This window comes from Cupriavidus sp. WKF15 (assembly GCF_029278605.1).
GTDB lineage: Bacteria > Pseudomonadota > Gammaproteobacteria > Burkholderiales > Burkholderiaceae > Cupriavidus.
On sequence record NZ_CP119573.1, the window covers coordinates 1,797,639 to 1,812,992 of the forward strand.

At 69.1% G+C, this 15,354-nt stretch carries 15 protein-coding genes; 6 read left to right on the forward strand and 9 right to left on the reverse strand.

The annotated features are described in order from the left end of the window. Nucleotides 1-430 precede the first annotated feature (430 nt). From CupriaWKF_RS25525 to fahA, 3 genes are all read left to right on the forward strand, one after another. Nucleotides 431-694, forward strand: coding sequence for a hypothetical protein (locus CupriaWKF_RS25525; protein WP_276101228.1), 264 nt, complete (start codon nucleotides 431-433; stop codon nucleotides 692-694). After that, nucleotides 691-2,010, forward strand: a complete 1,320-nt coding sequence (hmgA, locus tag CupriaWKF_RS25530; RefSeq protein ID WP_276101229.1) for a homogentisate 1,2-dioxygenase — start codon at nucleotides 691-693, stop codon at nucleotides 2,008-2,010. The genes CupriaWKF_RS25525 and hmgA overlap by 4 nt, the downstream gene beginning before the upstream one ends. A gap of 82 nt (nucleotides 2,011-2,092) precedes the next feature. Next, nucleotides 2,093-3,361: a fumarylacetoacetase gene (gene fahA / locus CupriaWKF_RS25535; RefSeq protein ID WP_276101230.1), complete on the forward strand. Its 1,269-nt coding sequence runs from the start codon at nucleotides 2,093-2,095 to the stop codon at nucleotides 3,359-3,361. A 6-nt stretch (nucleotides 3,362-3,367) separates the two neighbouring features. On the opposite strand, the gene CupriaWKF_RS25540 is transcribed toward fahA, so the two are convergent. The 9 genes from CupriaWKF_RS25540 to CupriaWKF_RS25580 all read right to left on the reverse strand — a co-directional run bounded on the left by CupriaWKF_RS25540 (nucleotide 3,368) and on the right by CupriaWKF_RS25580 (nucleotide 13,209). Further along, nucleotides 3,368-3,763, reverse strand: a complete 396-nt coding sequence (locus CupriaWKF_RS25540; protein WP_276103206.1) for a 3-hydroxylacyl-ACP dehydratase — start codon at nucleotides 3,761-3,763, stop codon at nucleotides 3,368-3,370. A 67-nt stretch (nucleotides 3,764-3,830) separates the two neighbouring features. Beyond that, the gene (locus tag CupriaWKF_RS25545) at nucleotides 3,831-4,658 is read right to left on the reverse strand and encodes a beta-ketoacyl synthase chain length factor (RefSeq protein ID WP_276101231.1); all 828 of its coding nucleotides are present in this window, start codon (nucleotides 4,656-4,658) and stop codon (nucleotides 3,831-3,833) included. Then, nucleotides 4,655-5,854, reverse strand: coding sequence for a beta-ketoacyl-[acyl-carrier-protein] synthase family protein (locus tag CupriaWKF_RS25550; protein ID WP_276103207.1), 1,200 nt, complete (start codon nucleotides 5,852-5,854; stop codon nucleotides 4,655-4,657). The genes CupriaWKF_RS25545 and CupriaWKF_RS25550 overlap by 4 nt, the downstream gene beginning before the upstream one ends. 40 nt (nucleotides 5,855-5,894) lie before the next feature. Continuing rightward, nucleotides 5,895-6,764: a polysaccharide deacetylase family protein gene (locus tag CupriaWKF_RS25555; protein ID WP_276101232.1), complete on the reverse strand. Its 870-nt coding sequence runs from the start codon at nucleotides 6,762-6,764 to the stop codon at nucleotides 5,895-5,897. Beyond that, nucleotides 6,764-9,193 carry an MMPL family transporter gene (locus CupriaWKF_RS25560; protein ID WP_276101233.1) on the reverse strand — a complete coding sequence of 810 codons (2,430 nt, stop codon included), beginning with the start codon at nucleotides 9,191-9,193 and terminating at the stop codon, nucleotides 6,764-6,766. The genes CupriaWKF_RS25555 and CupriaWKF_RS25560 overlap by 1 nt, the downstream gene beginning before the upstream one ends. Then, nucleotides 9,190-9,738, reverse strand: coding sequence for a LolA-related protein (locus tag CupriaWKF_RS25565; RefSeq protein ID WP_276103208.1), 549 nt, complete (start codon nucleotides 9,736-9,738; stop codon nucleotides 9,190-9,192). Before CupriaWKF_RS25565 ends, CupriaWKF_RS25560 begins: the two co-directional genes overlap by 4 nt. A gap of 63 nt (nucleotides 9,739-9,801) precedes the next feature. Beyond that, nucleotides 9,802-10,773 carry an acyl-CoA synthetase gene (locus CupriaWKF_RS25570; RefSeq protein ID WP_276101234.1) on the reverse strand — a complete coding sequence of 324 codons (972 nt, stop codon included), beginning with the start codon at nucleotides 10,771-10,773 and terminating at the stop codon, nucleotides 9,802-9,804. Further along, complete coding sequence (locus CupriaWKF_RS25575) at nucleotides 10,767-12,488, reverse strand: AMP-binding protein (protein WP_276101235.1); 1,722 nt, start codon at nucleotides 12,486-12,488, stop codon at nucleotides 10,767-10,769. The genes CupriaWKF_RS25570 and CupriaWKF_RS25575 overlap by 7 nt, the downstream gene beginning before the upstream one ends. Before the next feature lie 13 nt (nucleotides 12,489-12,501). After that, nucleotides 12,502-13,209, reverse strand: a complete 708-nt coding sequence (locus tag CupriaWKF_RS25580; RefSeq protein WP_276101236.1) for an acyl carrier protein — start codon at nucleotides 13,207-13,209, stop codon at nucleotides 12,502-12,504. A 254-nt stretch (nucleotides 13,210-13,463) separates the two neighbouring features. On the opposite strand from CupriaWKF_RS25580, the gene CupriaWKF_RS25585 reads away from it, so the two are divergent. From CupriaWKF_RS25585 to CupriaWKF_RS25595, 3 genes are read left to right on the forward strand one after another with little or no spacing between them, the layout of a single operon-like run. Beyond that, nucleotides 13,464-13,724, forward strand: a complete 261-nt coding sequence (locus tag CupriaWKF_RS25585) for a phosphopantetheine-binding protein (protein WP_276101237.1) — start codon at nucleotides 13,464-13,466, stop codon at nucleotides 13,722-13,724. Nucleotides 13,725-13,775: 51 nt separating this feature from the next. Next, nucleotides 13,776-14,525 (forward strand): 3-oxoacyl-ACP reductase FabG, encoded by a 750-nt coding sequence (gene fabG / locus CupriaWKF_RS25590; protein WP_276101238.1) that lies wholly within the window; start codon nucleotides 13,776-13,778, stop codon nucleotides 14,523-14,525. 15 nt (nucleotides 14,526-14,540) lie between these two features. Beyond that, on the forward strand, nucleotides 14,541-15,341 hold the full coding sequence (locus CupriaWKF_RS25595; RefSeq protein ID WP_276101239.1) for a glycosyltransferase family 2 protein: 801 nt from the start codon (nucleotides 14,541-14,543) through the stop codon (nucleotides 15,339-15,341). The last annotated feature ends 13 nt before the right edge of the window (nucleotides 15,342-15,354 follow it).

Sequence of the window (15,354 nt, forward strand, 5' to 3'; positions counted from 1 at the left end):
TGCCTGGCCGGACACATTCCAGATGTGGCCGGTTCAGGCGGATTAACGGCGGAGAGGGAGGGCAGCAACCGGCACAGTGCAGACGCGCTGTGCCGGTTGCTGGTGTCTGGTGATAGGTCGCCGCACTGGCGCATGCATCCATCACGCCCACTCGCTTTTTGGTCACTTTTGTCACCAGGGCAAAAGCGACCCTCCGGCTGCGCTGGCGAAACAGCCACAGCGCCTGGCGCCCAAGACTTCCCGCCTTCCCCCGTTTCCCGACTAAAACAAATTGAAGCCACGCTCACGGCATCGATTTGACACGTCCGTCCTCAATGATTACGATATAGTAAATGCATTACGCATTCCGTAATTCTTCCTGAGAAGCCGAACAAAACACAAAGCTCCCAGGCCCGCGGCAAGCCGGATACCGGCGTGACATGGAGACACCGTGGACACCAGCGACCAGACCCGTACTGCGTACCAGCCATGCGCCGAGCAGCGCATGCCGCTGCGTCCGTGGGCAGATGGCCTGGGTTGCGGCGAACGCATTGCCGCCAGGGGCTCGAGCTGGATCAGTTTTTCCGCGGATGCCGTGCTCCGCGCCATGCAACAGGCGATCTGTTCGCCGACCGTCCTCCATGCCGCCGCCTGGCACGGCATGCCCGTCCATTCCGCCAAAGAACTCCCGACCCCGACGCTGACCCGATCATGAATCTCACGCACACCCAACTGGCCGAACACGGCTACATGTCCGGCTTTGCCAACGAATTCGCCACGGAAGCGCTGCCCGGCGCATTGCCGGTTGGTCAGAATTCACCCCAGCGCGCGCCGTACGGCCTGTATGCCGAGCAACTGTCCGGCACGGCCTTCACCGCGCCGCGCGCCCATAACCGCCGTTCGTGGCTGTATCGCATCCGCCCGGGCGCGATGCACAAGCCGTTCACGCTGGTGGAGCAGTCGCGCTTCCTGAGCCGCTTTGACGAAATCGCGGCATCGCCGAACCAGATGCGCTGGAGCCCGCCGTCCATGCCGGCCACGCCGACGGATTTCATCGACGGCATCGTCACCATGGCCGGCAACGGCGGCCCGGAGGCCATGACCGGCTGCGGCATCCACCTGTACCTGGCCAACCAGTCGATGCAGGACCGCTTCTTCTACAACGCCGATGGCGAGATGCTGGTCGTGCCGCAGCAGGGCCGCGTGCGCTTCGTGACGGAGATGGGCCGGCTCGATGTGGAGCCGCAGGAGATCGTGGTGATTCCGCGCGGCGTGCGTTTCCGCGTCGAGCTGCCGGATGGCGAGGCGCGCGGCTATATCTGCGAGAACTACGGTGCGCAGTTCAAGCTGCCCGACCTGGGCGTGATCGGCTCCAATGGCCTGGCCAACCCGCGCGACTTCATGACGCCGGTGGCCGCGTACGAGGACCGCGAGGGCGATTTCGAACTGGTGGCGAAGTTCCAGGGCAACCTGTGGCGTGCCGATATCGGCCATTCGCCGCTCGACGTGGTGGCGTGGCACGGCAACTTCGCGCCCTACAAGTACGATCTGCGCCGCTTCAATACCATCGGCTCGATCAGCTTCGATCACCCGGATCCGTCGATCTTCCTGGTGCTGCAGTCGCCGTCGGACACGCCGGGTGTCGACACCATCGATTTCGTTATCTTCGGGCCGCGCTGGCTGGCGATGGAGAACTCGTTCCGCCCGCCCTGGTTCCACCGCAATATCGCCAGCGAATTCATGGGCCTGATCACCGGCGTCTACGACGCCAAGGCAGAGGGCTTCGCACCGGGCGGGGCCAGCCTGCACAACTGCATGAGCGGCCACGGCCCCGATGCTGACACGTTTGCCAAGGCTACCTCGGCCGATACGTCCACCCCGCATCACATCACCGACACCATGGCGTTCATGTTCGAGACCCCGGGCGTGATCCGGCCTACGCCTTACGCGGCCAACTCGGCCTCGCTGCAGCAGGACTACTACACCTGCTGGCAAGGGCTGAAGAAGCATTTCAACCCGAACGAGCGCTGAGCACAGCGGCGCAAAGCCACACAAAACAAGTAGACGGCGCGCGGCACGGTCCGCGTGCCACAGACATTTTTCGGAGTAACTGATGACCGCCCCGACCACCAGCTGGATTGAATCCGCCAACGACGGCAAGACCCATTTCCCCTTGCAGAACCTGCCGTACGGCATCTTTTCCGTAAAGGGCCAGCCCGCGCGCGTTGGCGTGGCGATCGGCAAATTCGTGCTGGACCTCGCCGCGCTCGACGAAGCGGGCCTGCTGCCTGCGGCGGCCAAGGGCAGCTTTGCCGCCGCGAGCCTGAACCGCTTCATCGCGCTGGGCAAGCCGGTGTGGTCGGAAACGCGCCAGCGCCTGACGGCGCTGCTGTCGGGCGCCGACGCCGCATTGCGCGACAACGCCGCGCTGCGCGACCGCGCGCTCGTGCCGTCGGACCAGGTCACGCTGCACCTGCCCGTCGAGATCCCGGGCTACACCGATTTCTATTCGTCGAAAGAGCACGCCACCAATGTCGGCCGCATGTTCCGCGACCCCGAGAATGCGCTGCTGCCGAACTGGCTGGAAATCCCCATCGGCTACAACGGCCGCGCCAGCTCCGTGGTGGTGAGCGGTACCGACCTGCGCCGCCCGAACGGCCAGATCAAGCTGCCGAACGAGGCGCGCCCGGTCTTCGGGCCGTGCCGCAAGCTGGACTTTGAACTCGAGGTCGGCTTTATCGTCGGCAAGGAATCCGCGCTGGGCGAGCCGGTGAGCACTGCCGATGCGCCGGACCATATGTTCGGCATGGTGCTGCTCAATGACTGGAGCGCGCGCGACATCCAGCAATGGGAGTACGTGCCGCTTGGGCCGTTCAACTCCAAGACCTTCGGCACTTCGATTTCACCGTGGGTGGTGACCATGCAAGCGCTGGAGCCGTTCCGCCGCGACAATCCCGCGCAGTCGCCGGAGCCGCTGCCGTACCTGCAGCAGCACGGCAAGAACGCCTATGACATCGCACTCGAAGTGGCGCTGCGCCCGCAGGGTGCCGCTGCGCCGAGCACAATCTGCCGCACCAACTTCAAGGCGATGTACTGGACCATGGCGCAGCAGCTCGCGCACCACACGGTGTCGGGCTGCAACGTGCGCGTGGGCGACCTGATGGGGTCGGGCACGATCAGCGGTACCACGCCGGATTCCTACGGCAGCCTGCTTGAACTGACGCGCAACGGCGCCGAGCCGCTGAAGCTCGCCGACGGCAGCAGCCGCGCGTTCCTCGAGGACGGTGACGAGATCGTCATGACCGGGTTTGCAGCGGGCGACGGCTTTGTCGTGGGTTTTGGCGAGGTATCGGGCAAGATCCTGCCGGCACCGAAGCCTTGAGTTGCGTCAGGCGCCGGGTGGTGGTGCTACGTCGAGAATGACTGCCGCCCGCCCGCAAAGCAGCCGCTTGCCACTACCGCTGACTTCGAACGCATAGAGCACGTTGGCGCCTTCGCCGCTGATGCGATGCGCTTCGATTGTCAGCGATCCGTCGATATCGTCGAGCCGGTCGACGTCAAGCACCAGCTTGCGCACGCTGGCCAGGTAACCCATGCGTGGACGCTGCGTGCCTTGCTGCGAGGCAGCGCCATGCGCGGCCATTGCCTGCGCTGCGTATTCCACGCCGCAGACGGCGGCCAGCCGGCCGTGCGCGCGTAGCGGGTTGTCGGCGCTGTGGTGGCTCGTGGCCACGCAGCGGATGAAATCCGCGTCCCAGTCGATCACGCTGTCGAGCAGGCACATGCTGCCCTGGTGCGGAATCCTGGCGGCGATCCAGGCGTGATCCAGCGGCGTGTGTGGAGCCGGCACGCTATCCGCCATTCCCGGGCCGCGCCTGCGGGTGCACGGCGACCTGCAGCTGCAGGTCTTCCAGATAATCGATCACTACCGAGCTGGCCGATTGCATGGCAACGGCGTGCAGCAACGGCAGTGCGCGCGCGGTCGGTACCGAACGGCGCAGTGTCTCCAGCGCGGCGTCGTCCATCGGCGTCGCCGCTGCGTGTGCCAACGCCACTTCGATCCGTGCCAGCGATCGTTCCGACGCTTCCGGCGACAATAGCAGCGCCACCCCGAACGGGGCGGCAATCGGGCGCAGCGTTCGCAGTGGCTCCGGGTAATCGGAGTCGTAGGCGATCAGCAGGCAGGGCTCGCGGTCCGCCGATACCTGGGCAGCCGCTTCCAGCAGGCCGGCACCGAAGCTCGCATCCAGCGCGCTCAGCACATTGGCCGGGCGCATGGCGCGCGTGGCAATCGACCAATACCCGGCCGCGACGTTGTGCACCGAGTTGTGGAAGCGCGTGGGCGACATCAGCGGATCGGGCTGCGCCAGGGCTTCGCAGATCGCATGGAAGTTGTGCCCGTCCGCGCTCGACGAGGTGAATACCGTTGGCAGGCCGGCGGCCTCCATGCCAGCGGCGGCCACGGCCTGTTGGCCGATGCCCAGCGCCAGCCTGACAGCCGTGCCGCTGCGCCGCCGCTCGGCCGGTGGCAGGATGGCCGGCGGCGCGAGTTCGGTCGGGGCAGGCTGGTAGGGCTGCCGGCCGGCGAGCACGTCGACGGCCTGGGCCCAGTTGCCGAGCCCAGGGCCCAGCACGCCGATGCCATCGATAAAGCAGAGAAGCGGTGCGCCCATGGTCATTGCCCGCCAGTTGCGCGCCCGAGCAGCAGGCTGCAGTTGGAGCCGCCGAATCCGAACGCGTTGCTGAGCACGTGGCGCAGCGGCTGTTCGCGGCTGGCGAGGCGATAGTCGACCGCCAGCGCCGGATCCACCTGCGTAGTGTTGATGCCGCCCGGCAGCAGTCCATGGCGCAGGGCCAGCGCGCAGATCACGGCTTCCAGCGCGCCCGCGGCGCCGAGCGTGTGCCCGGTGGCACCCTTGGTGGAGCTGCAGGGCGTGCCCGGCAACAGCGCGTCCATCGCGCGCGCTTCGGCCGCGTCATTGGCGCGCGTCGCGGTGCCGTGCAGGTTGACATAGTCGACCTGTCCCGGCGCGATGCCGGCGCTGGCCAGCGCCTGCTCCATGGCCATGCGCGCGCCCAGGCCTTCCGGGTGCGGCGAGGACATATGGTGCGCGTCGCTGGATTCGCCGATGCCGAGCAGCAGGATGGCGCCTTCCGGTGCCCGTTGCGGCGCACGTTCCAGCAGCGCGAAGGCAGCGGCTTCGCCGATCGAGATCCCGTTGCGATCGGCGTCGAACGGCCGGCAGGGCTGGTCCGAGAGCAGCTCCAGCGAGCCGAAGCCATACAGTGTCGTGTGGCAGAGCGAATCGACGCCTCCGACCACGGCCGCGTCGATCAGGCCGGCTTCCATCAGCCGGCGCGCCGAGGTGAATACCTTGGCACCCGACGAGCATGCCGACGAGACCGTGCCCGCCGGTCCCCTCAGCCCGAAATAAGCGCGCACGAAGCCCGGCAGCGAGTACGGGCTGTGGGTGCCGGCATAGCTGAATCCCGCCGGCAGCGCACCGGTCTGCGGGTCGCGCTGGCGGTAGGCAAGTTCGGTCTGCAGCACGCCTGCGGTACTGGTGCCGAGAAAGACCCCGATACGATCCGCGCCATAGCGTGCCACCGCCTCCCTGACGCGATCGGCGAATCCGTCCTGTTCGAGCGCTAGCAGCGCGAGGCGATTATTGCGGCAGTTAAAGCCTGCGAGCGCAGCGGGAAGGGCGACGTCATCGACGCCCTTTACCTCGCCGACCCAGGTATCCAGGCGGACGTCGCCGAAACGGCATGGCGCCAGGCCGCCGCGCTGTTCGCGCAGGGCGCTCAGCGTGTCGTCAAGCCCGGTGCCGATACAACTGGTGGCAGTGAAATGCGAGAGATGGAGCGGCGACACTGGGTGCGTGGGTGAGGTGCGCGGGGGTGAAGGCATTGTATCAAGCCGTGCGCCCGGCCTCCGCCGCCATGCCGGCGCGCAGGGTCACGCACTGCAGTCCGGCATCGGCAATGGCCGCGAGCAGTCCGGGCAACACCGCCGTGCAATGCGGCTTGCCGGCGGGGTCGACGCCGCTGTTGCCGTCGTGCAGCAGCAGGATGTCGCCGGCGGCAAGGTTGTGCGTGAGGCGCTGCGCGATGCGAGCCGCGCGGTCGCCGTTGCGCGTGTCGAAGCCGCGCCGCGTCCATGCGGCAAGCTGCAGGCCTTCCGTGCACAGCACCGGTTCGAGGAATGGGTTGCGCAGGCCGGCCGGCGCGCGGAAATAGCGCGGTGGCTGTCCGGTGAGGTCGGCCAGCAGTTGCTGGGCGTCGCGGATCTCCCGCCGCATGCGCCAGGGGCCGAACACCGAGAAATCCAGCCGGTGATGCATGCTGTGGTTTTCCACCGCGTGGCCCCGGCGCGCAATCTCGCGCACCAGGCCGGGGTAGCGCGCCGCGCGCTCGCCAACGCAGAAGAAGGTGGCGCGAGCGCCGTGACGGTCGAGCAGCTCGAGCACGCGCGGCGTGAGTTCCGGATGCGGGCCGTCGTCGAAGGTCAGGGCCACGCTGTTGCCGGCCGCGCGCGGCAGCCGCAGCGCGTTCGGTCCGAGCCAGGTGCTGCGCGGCCAAAGTCCCACCGTCGCCAGGGTCGCATGCGTGGCGCCAACGGCTGCTGCGGCCCATGCCAGGGTCGACGGGTCAGCCAGCACGGCCACGGCGGCACCCGCGTGCACCAGCCCGGCACCATACAGCAGCTTGCCGGGCCGCCAGGTGCGCGAGACGGGCGGCGCCTGGTCCCGCGCCGGGACGGGCAGGGGTGTCGCGGGTTTCATCAGGCGTCTTCCTTTCGCTTGCCATGGCCGCCGCTCGCCGGCGCCAGGATCGCCGAGAACCACAGTGCGAGTACCGCACCTGGCCCCACGGTCAGCCCGAATGCCTTGAGCAGCGGCAGGTCCGACCAGGCCAGGAGACCGAAAGCCGCCACGGTGGTCAGGTTGGCCAGCAGCAGCGATACCAGTGTATGCGCCGAAATGGCTGTCGTCGGGCCCGTACTGCCCGCGCCATTGAAGAACAGCGCGTAGTTCGATCCGACTGCCACCAGCAGCAGCATGCCCACCAGGTGCAGCAGGTTCAGCGGCTGCCCCATGGCGGCCAGGCCGCCCATGACAGCCAGCGCCGCGGCGGCGAGTGGAAGTACGGTCGCCAGCACGCGCCGGGGCGAGCGCAGCGCGACCGACAACAGCACGAGGATGGCGAGCACGCCACCCAGTGACAGGTGCAGCGCCTCGCGCATATAGCCACCGTAAAGCTGGTCCGACTCGCGCTTGAGGTCGACAAAGAGCGCGTGGCTGACACCGGCCCGGTCCAGCGCCGCGCGCACTGGCCGGCTGTCCAGCACGTCCGTAGCCTTGGCCGATGCCGGCGCGCGCAAGGGCAGGGTGGCGTTCCAGTGGTCGCCATGCGGCGTGAGCAGGGCGTCGATGGCCAGCGCCATCGACGTGCCCTTCAGGTCGTTACGCTGCAGCGGGGCGGCGGTACGCGCCTGCCCGGCCTCCGCCAGGAACGGTGCGAACAGTTCCGGGCGCACCGGCTGCTGCGCGACGGCGGCGCGCAGGCGCTGCGCCAGTTCGTCAGGCGGTGGCAGGCTGGCCTGGCGCGCGCGCTGCGTGGCGGCGCTGGGCAGATAGCGCGCCGGGCTTTCGTAGCCGCCGATGAGGCCTGACGCAACCAGCGGGTCGAGTTCCCGCGCCACGCGCTCGGCACCCTGCAGCACGGTTTCCTGGTCTGGGCCGGACAGGACGATCAGGTAGCGCACGTCAGGCGCGCCGAGGTCGGCGCGCAGCGAGGCGTCCAGCGCCTGGTCCGCTGCAGGCACCGGGCTCAGCGCCGACAGCTCGCGTCCCCACAGGGTGTCGTGGCGCGCCCACAGCACGGCACAGGCGGCGAGGGCCACTACCGCGACCACCCAGCGCAGGCGGCCGGCCCTGGCCAGCAGCGCGGCCAGGCGCGTGCCGAGCGGCGTCACATCGCGCAGGTGCAGGTTGGCCGGGACCAGGTGCGGCAGCACGAAGCGCGTGACCAGTGCGGCCGTGGCCAGGCCGGCAATCGAGTACAGGCCGAGCTGCGCCAGCCCCGGGAAGCCTGACAGCAGCAGCGAGGCAAAGCCGCACACCGAGGTCAGCACGCCGAGCCGCACGGTCGGCCAGAAGCCGGCAATCCATGCGCGGTTGTCGCGCTGCCCGCCGCGCGTGTACTGCGCCGACTGGACGAACAGGTAGATCGAGTAGTCCACGGCTTCGCCGATCAGCGTGGTGCCGAAGCCGAGCGTGAGCCCGTGCACCGTGCCGCCAAAGCCAAGGCTGACCGCCGCCACGCCGGCCAGCGCGCCGGATAGCACGGGCACCAGCCCGAGCACCAGCAGCGGCACCGAGCGGTACACCAGCAGCAGCAGCGTGACGATGATGGCGATACCGATGCTCGACAGCCGCTCGACGTCGTGCCGGATCGTGTCGCGCGCCTTGACCGAGAACACGCCGGGGCCGGTCATCACGAGCCGGTATGGACCGGCCTTTGCCGCGCCGGCAAACGCCTCGCGGATGGCGTCGATGGCCCTGGCCTGGCCGTCGGTATCGGAACCGGCGCTGGCCGTCTGCGCCAGCAGCACGGCACGCCGGCCATCGCGCGAGACCCAGGCGCCCGCATGCAGCGGCACGCGCTGCCGGGCATCTAGCTGCGACATGACCGACATCACCTCGCCGGTAGGGTCGCGTGGCAACAGCGACTTGGTGAAGAGCCCGGCGGGGGATGCCAGCAGGTCGAAGGTGTCGGCGACGGCTGCGGCAAGCCCCTGCGGCGAGAAGCGTTCGGGCGTGACGGTCGGACTCAGCAGGTAGCGGTGGTCGTAGAGATAGCGCTGGTCGGCGGCCTGGTTGACCGGTTCGCCGTTGCTGATGGCCGAGAACGCCGCATTCTGGCGCAGGTGCGCGGCCATGGCGCGCGACACCGCCGCGCGCCCGTCTGCGTCGCCGCCTTCCACGCCGACCAGGATCAGGCGCGAGACCAGCCCTTCGCGCAACTGGTCCACCAGCAGCTGCTGTTCGGCGGTGGGCAGTCGCGGCAGGAAGGCCGACAGGTCGGCGGTGAAACTGGTGCGCGTGACGACCGCCGCGCAGGCCAGCAGCCACGCCAGCCAAAGCGCCACGGCCAGGCGCGCTGCCGGCAGGGCGGTTGTACGCGGCCCCCCGCGCGGCGCGAACCTCATGGCCGGGTGGCGGGGCGGATCTTCATGACCGAGCGGTCGCCGTCGGCCTGGCGGATTTCCACGCTGTCGAGCGCATCATTGGCGCCGTCGATGCGCACCTGGCTGACCATGGCGGCCATGCGCGAATCGGCTGGCGTGAGCGTCAGCGTCCAGCGGCTGGCGCGCCCTTCGAGTCCGAGCTTGTAGTAGCGTTCCAGCGCGCTGCGGTTGCCCGCGAGCGTGCCGCGGATGCTCTCGATAAAGGCGGCGATTTCCGGGTAGTTCTGCAGCGGCATGGTGTAGCGCTTGCCGCCACGCTCCACGGTCATCATGTCGCCGTCCAGCACCAGGTTTTCCGGCTTGGGCGTGACGGTGCGCTTTTCCAGATGGTCAGGCGCGACGAAGACAAGTTCGCCGCTCGATTCCACCGGGCGCTCCAGGATGGCCAGGTACTTCGTCTCGGTGAACTGCACGCGCCCTGACTTGCGTTGCGCGAGCGCCGACATGAGCTGGTCGACACCCCATGCAGCCGGGCCGCTGCCGGCGGCCAGCGCCTGGGTGGCCATGCCGGGCAGCAGTGCGGCGCCCAGCAGCAGGGCTGGAAGGGTCAGGCGGATTCGGCGCATGGATCAGGGCTCGTTGCCGGGCGGCGGCTGCTCGGACAGCGGCGGGCCGGCGTGCCAGAAGTCGTAGAAGTTGAACCAGTTGTAGGGGGCGCTGCGGCAGAACTGCTCGAGCAGCGCCACGTAGCGCTGCAGCGCGGCCTGTACCTCGGCCTCGCGGCGCCCGCGCGCCACCTGCGAGAAATCGGCCAGCCGCACGAAGTGCACATCATAGCGGTTGCCGCCGCGATACAGCCCGGTGATGAAGAATACGGGCCGGCGCAGCATGGCCGCCATGCGCAGCGGCCCGGTCGGGAAGCCCGTGGGCGCGCCGAGGAAATCGCACTGCTGGATCGGGTCGGTGGCGCGCTGCGACAGCGTGCGGTCGGCCAGCATGCCGATCATGTAGCCGCGGTCGAGGTAGTCGCGCACCTTGAGCATGGCGTCGACCTTGCCGAGCGTGATCAGGTCGCGCCGCATGGCCGGGTTGATCGACTGCAGCACGTCGTTGAGCTTGTGGGCGTTCTCTTCGTACATGGTGATCGCGACCCGCATGTCGGGACGCTGGCGGCCCATGGCGCGGATCACCTCGAAGCTCCCCAGGTGGGCGCCGAGCAGGAACGCGCCATGTCCTTGCGCGATGGTCTCCTCGAGCTGCTTCGCACCGTGCAGGCGGATATCGAACAGGTCGAAGCGTCCGTTGAGCAGGTAGATGCGGTCATGGATAGTGGACGCGAACGTGAAGACATGGCGGAAGCCATCGAGCCAGCCGGCTTGTCGGCCGAGCGCACGGTCCAGGTACGCGCGCGACGCATGGCGCGCCGTCGGCGAGAACAGCGTGAAGTAGGCGGCGATCAGCCGCAGCACCACGCGTCCGGCGGGACGGCCCAGCTTCAGCGAAATCCCCGTCATGATGCGCAGCAGCGTGACGTTGCTGCGCTCCTGCCGGCTGGACCAGTCCGCGTCCAGCGATTGCGGCTTGCGTAGCCAGGTCAGCATGGCGATGCCTCCTGGCCTGCCCGTGCCGGCCGCGGGCTCAGCGTGCCGCTGGCCACGTCGCGCCCGCCCGCGCTCAGGGTGAAGCGGATGGTCGCCATGTCCGCCCCGGTGCTGCCGCCTTGCCACTGGTGCGCCACCTCGACCCGTTCGCCGGGGCGGACCGGGCTGAGGAACTTGACCGTGCCGACCTGGCTGACCTCAAGCGGATGCCCGAGCGCCGCGCCGATCTGCAGGATCGCGTGGTCCAGCAGCACCACGCCGGGCACCACGGGATTGCCCGGGAAATGGCCCGCCAGTGCCGGGTGCCCGGCGTCGATCACGAAGCCGGGCGCATGACGTTGCGCAAGCTGGGCCGCGACCAGCCGCGCCAGCGGCTCGCGCGGCAGCTTGCCGGCGGCGTTGCGCGGCAGCCGTTCGACCAGGCAAAGCGGGCGGGGCAGGAAAGCGGCATCGATGCGCGCGCGCAGCGCCTGCAGGATCTGCGCCGCCGGCACGCCGGGGGCCACGGCCAGTGCTGCCAGCCGCACCACGCGGCCGGCGGCCTCGTCTTCGTGGACGTCGTCGGGCAGGAAGAAGGTGCCGTCTTCCACGCCGTCGATGTTCGCGAGCTGCTGGTTCAGGTAGGCGAGCGAGGTGCGCTTGCCCGCGATCTTGATCATGTCCGCCTTGCGGCCGTGGAGCAGGAAGCGCGTGGCGTCGATCGGCCCGATGGCGTCGCCGAGCGCGACCGGCTGGTCGAGGTGGCCGCCCGCGGCCCAGGTCATCGTCCCGGTGTCGCCGTCGGCGCAGGGGGCAGGGCGGTGGGCCAGCGTGATGCCGGGCAGCAGCGTCCATGCCTCCGTATCGGCCGTCGCGCGCGTGGCGAGCGCACCGGTCTCGGTGCTGCCATAAATCTCCCGCACGGGTGCTGCCAGGCCAGTCTGCGCCTGTCTTGCCAGGGCACGGCCCAGCGGGGCCGTGGCCGAGAGCACCAGGTCGGCCGGGGGCAGGCTGCCGGCAGCCTGCAACAGCGCGCGCAGGTGCACGGGGGAAGTCACCAGCGCACGTGGCTGCGGGACAGCGTGCAGGGCGGCGCGGATATCGGCCGGATAGAAGGCCGCGGCCGCGGCGAGGGCGGCGCCGCCTTGCAGCACCAGCATGACGGTCGCCTCCAGGCCGAACATATGCTGCGGCGGCAGCGTACCGACCAGGGTCCAGGCACGGCCGTCGAGCAGGCCGAGGCGCTGTGCCGTGGAGCGCGCGCCGCGTACCATCGCGCCCCAGGTCTTGGCGTGGGCGACAGGCTGGCCGGTCGAGCCCGAGGTGAATACATAGGCCATCAGCCGTTCGGCGGGAATCTCGGGCACCGTCAGTGGAGCAGCAGGTATCGCCTGGTCTGCCGGCGCCTCATAGAAGAAACGGGGCAGCGCCACGTCGCAATGCGCATCGTCATGCAGGCAGAAGACGTCCGGCGCAAACGCAGCCAGTTGCTGCACCAGGTCTGGCGTCTGCGACGACGGCAGCAGGCTCACCTTGCCGCGCAGCAGCGCGGCGCACAGCCCGACCGCGAAGCGGTAACGGTCCGTGCAGGCATTGAAGACGTGGTTGCCGGCAGGCAATCGCGCGGCGAGTGCGTCGACGTCGGCCAGGAACCGGCTGGCCGTGATGGCCCGGCCGCCTTGCCAGGCGATGACGCTGTCCGGCCCGGGGTGCGAGAGCAGTGGGAACGTGGTCATGGGCACACCACCTTCAGCGCGTGCCGGCGCGGCTGGCGCGCTCGGTCATCACAGCCCGATAGCCGCGCACGGCATCGAGCACGCCCGTGTGCTGCGCCGCCGGCAGGACGACGCGGCGGCAGGCGGCTTCGGCCACGAACATCAGCGCCACCAGGGCTGGCGTACCGAGGTTGGCGAAGGTCGACCACGCGGGCATCGGCGCAAGCGCGAACAGGACCAGCGACGCCGCCGCCGTGAGCGCGAAGAACAGGGTCCAGGCCTGGGTGACGCGCCGTGTGTAGCGCCGCATGTCCGGCGTCAGCGGCCCATGCACGGCAGCCGCGAATTCGGTGCACAGCGGCATGCCGCCCGGGCGCAGCGTGCGGCCGAACATGGCGGCCAGCGCCGCATTCGCGCCAAAGTGCTGCAGGAAGTAAGTCCAGCCGAAATGTGCGGCCAGCGGCATGCGGCCTACCCACAAGGCAAGGCCGCACGCGGCCAGCAGGAGAAGCCAGGGAAGGCGCGGGGCCGACCGCCACGCGGCGACCAGTGCAATCAGCAAGAACGGCGCGAGGCCTAGCCACAGCGCGCTGACTTCGGCGCCCGGCGTATGCGCCGCGTGATGGAGAGCCGACTCGTAGGCCACGAAACCCACGGGCGCGGCCATCCAGCTGACGCGCTGTAGCAGCGGCGCGGCGCCGGCGGATGTGACAACGGAGTGGGGAGACTGGCTCGAAGGCATGTGGTGGCTATTGTGGTGCAAAATGCTCTTTTCTTGCCACCGAACCGGCACATGGAACATTTCCAGCGTGCCCCGGCGGCAAAGCGAACGTTTTATACCTTAAAAGACCCCGCCGGCGCAGCGATGTTTCAGCAAAGTCGCTCCCAATGTTGTTACTAAACTTCTCGCAGGTAGTGCGATGTGCCGCGCTTTGGTAGCATCGCCCCGCCATCCTCCGGCGCCTCTTTTGGGCGTGGAAGAGGACAATGACGACCATGAACGAACTTCAAACGGAACTCGCCAGCCTGATCCTTGGCGAACTCGACATCGCGGACCTGAAACTGGAGGACGTCAGCGCCGATACGCCGCTCTATGGCGACGGTTTCGGGCTGGATTCCATCGACATCCTCGAAATCGCGCTGCTGGTGTCGCGCAAATACGGGGTCGAACTGCGCTCGGACAACCCCGACAACAAGACGATCTTTGCCTCGCTGGGCAGCCTGGCCGCCTACGTCGCGGCCAACCGGTCGCTCTGAACGCGGCGCTCGGGCCACCGCACGGGGTATCCGGCAGACAGGGAGCAGCATATGGCGCAGCACGGCAGGCCGCAGATCACGCGCAGGGTGGCGCTCGTCACCGGTGCGAGCGGGGCCATCGGCAGTGCCGTCAGCCACGCGCTGGCGGCGGCCGGGCACGAGGTCTGGGTCCATGCCAACCGCAACCTGGCGCAGGCGGAAGCCGTGGCGGCCGCCATCCGCGCCGCGGGCGGCGTTGCCACCGCCATCGCCTTTGACGTGACCGACGCCGACGCCACCGAAGCGGCGCTGCAGGGCATCCTCGCCCGTGGAACAGTCCAGATCCTGGTCAATAACGCCGGCATCCACGACGATGCGCCGTTGCTCGGCATGAGCCGCGATCAATGGCGCCGCGTGATCGATGTCTCGCTGCATGGTTTTTTCCACGTCACCCAGCCCTTGCTGATGCCCATGATGCGTACGCGCTGGGGCCGCATCATCAATATGGCCTCGGTGGCGGGCGTGATGGGCAACCGCGGGCAGGCCAACTACGCCGCGGCCAAGGCGGGCCTGATCGGCGCCACGCGTTCGCTGGCGATCGAGATGGCCTCGCGCGGCGTGACGGTCAATGCCGTGGCGCCGGGCGTGATCGAGTCGCCCATGACCGAACTGGCGTTTCCCGCCGAACGCATCCGCCAGATCATTCCGGCGGGCCGCGCGGGCACGCCCGAGGAGGTGGCGGGCATGGTGGCCTACCTGGCTTCCGACGCAGCAGCCTACGTGACCGGCCAGGTGCTGTCGGTCAATGGCGGCATGGCCTGAACCGAGCGCGCCGCCATGGCCGTGCAGCCATCCCCGACCCATCTGGTCCTGATCCCCAGCTACAACCCCGGCGCCATGCTGCGCGAGACGCTGCGCGCCGCGCGCGAGGCCTGGTGTCCGGTCTGGGTGGTGGTCGATGGCAGCACCGATGACAGCGTGGCGTGGTTGCGGGAGCAGGCCCGGACCGATTCCGGCCTGCGCGTGCTGGTCCTGGCCGAGAACCAGGGCAAGGGCGCCGCGGTGCTGCACGGCATCGAGGCCGCCGCCGCGCAAGGCTTCACGCACGTGCTGGTGATGGACTCCGACGGCCAGCACCCGGCGCACCTGATCGGCCAGTTCATGGCGGCGTCGATGCGCGACCCGGACGCGATGGTGCTCGGGCGGCCGGTGTTCGACGCGAGCGCTCCGCTCGAGCGCGTGTACTGGCGCCGCATGTCCAACCTGTGGACCGATATGGAGACGCTGTGGGCCGGCATCGGCGACTCGCTGTACGGCTTTCGCGTCTACCCGATTGCGCCGCTGCGCGCCGTGATGCGGGAAAGCCGCTGGATGCGCCGCTTCGACTTCGACCCGGAAGTCGCCGTACGCCTGTGCTGGCGCGGCGTGCGGCCGCTCAACCTCGACGCGCCGGTGCGCTACTTCGATCGGCGCGCGGGCGGCGTTTCCCATTTCCGCTACCTGCGCGACAACCTGCTGCTGGCGTGGATGCACCTGCGGCTGACGGCGGGCTGCCTGGTACGCCTGCCGCGGCTGGTCTGGCGACGGCTGCATGCGCCGGCAGGCGGCAACTCGCATCCGCCGAACCGGGCCGCCTGACGGGCGGCGAGCC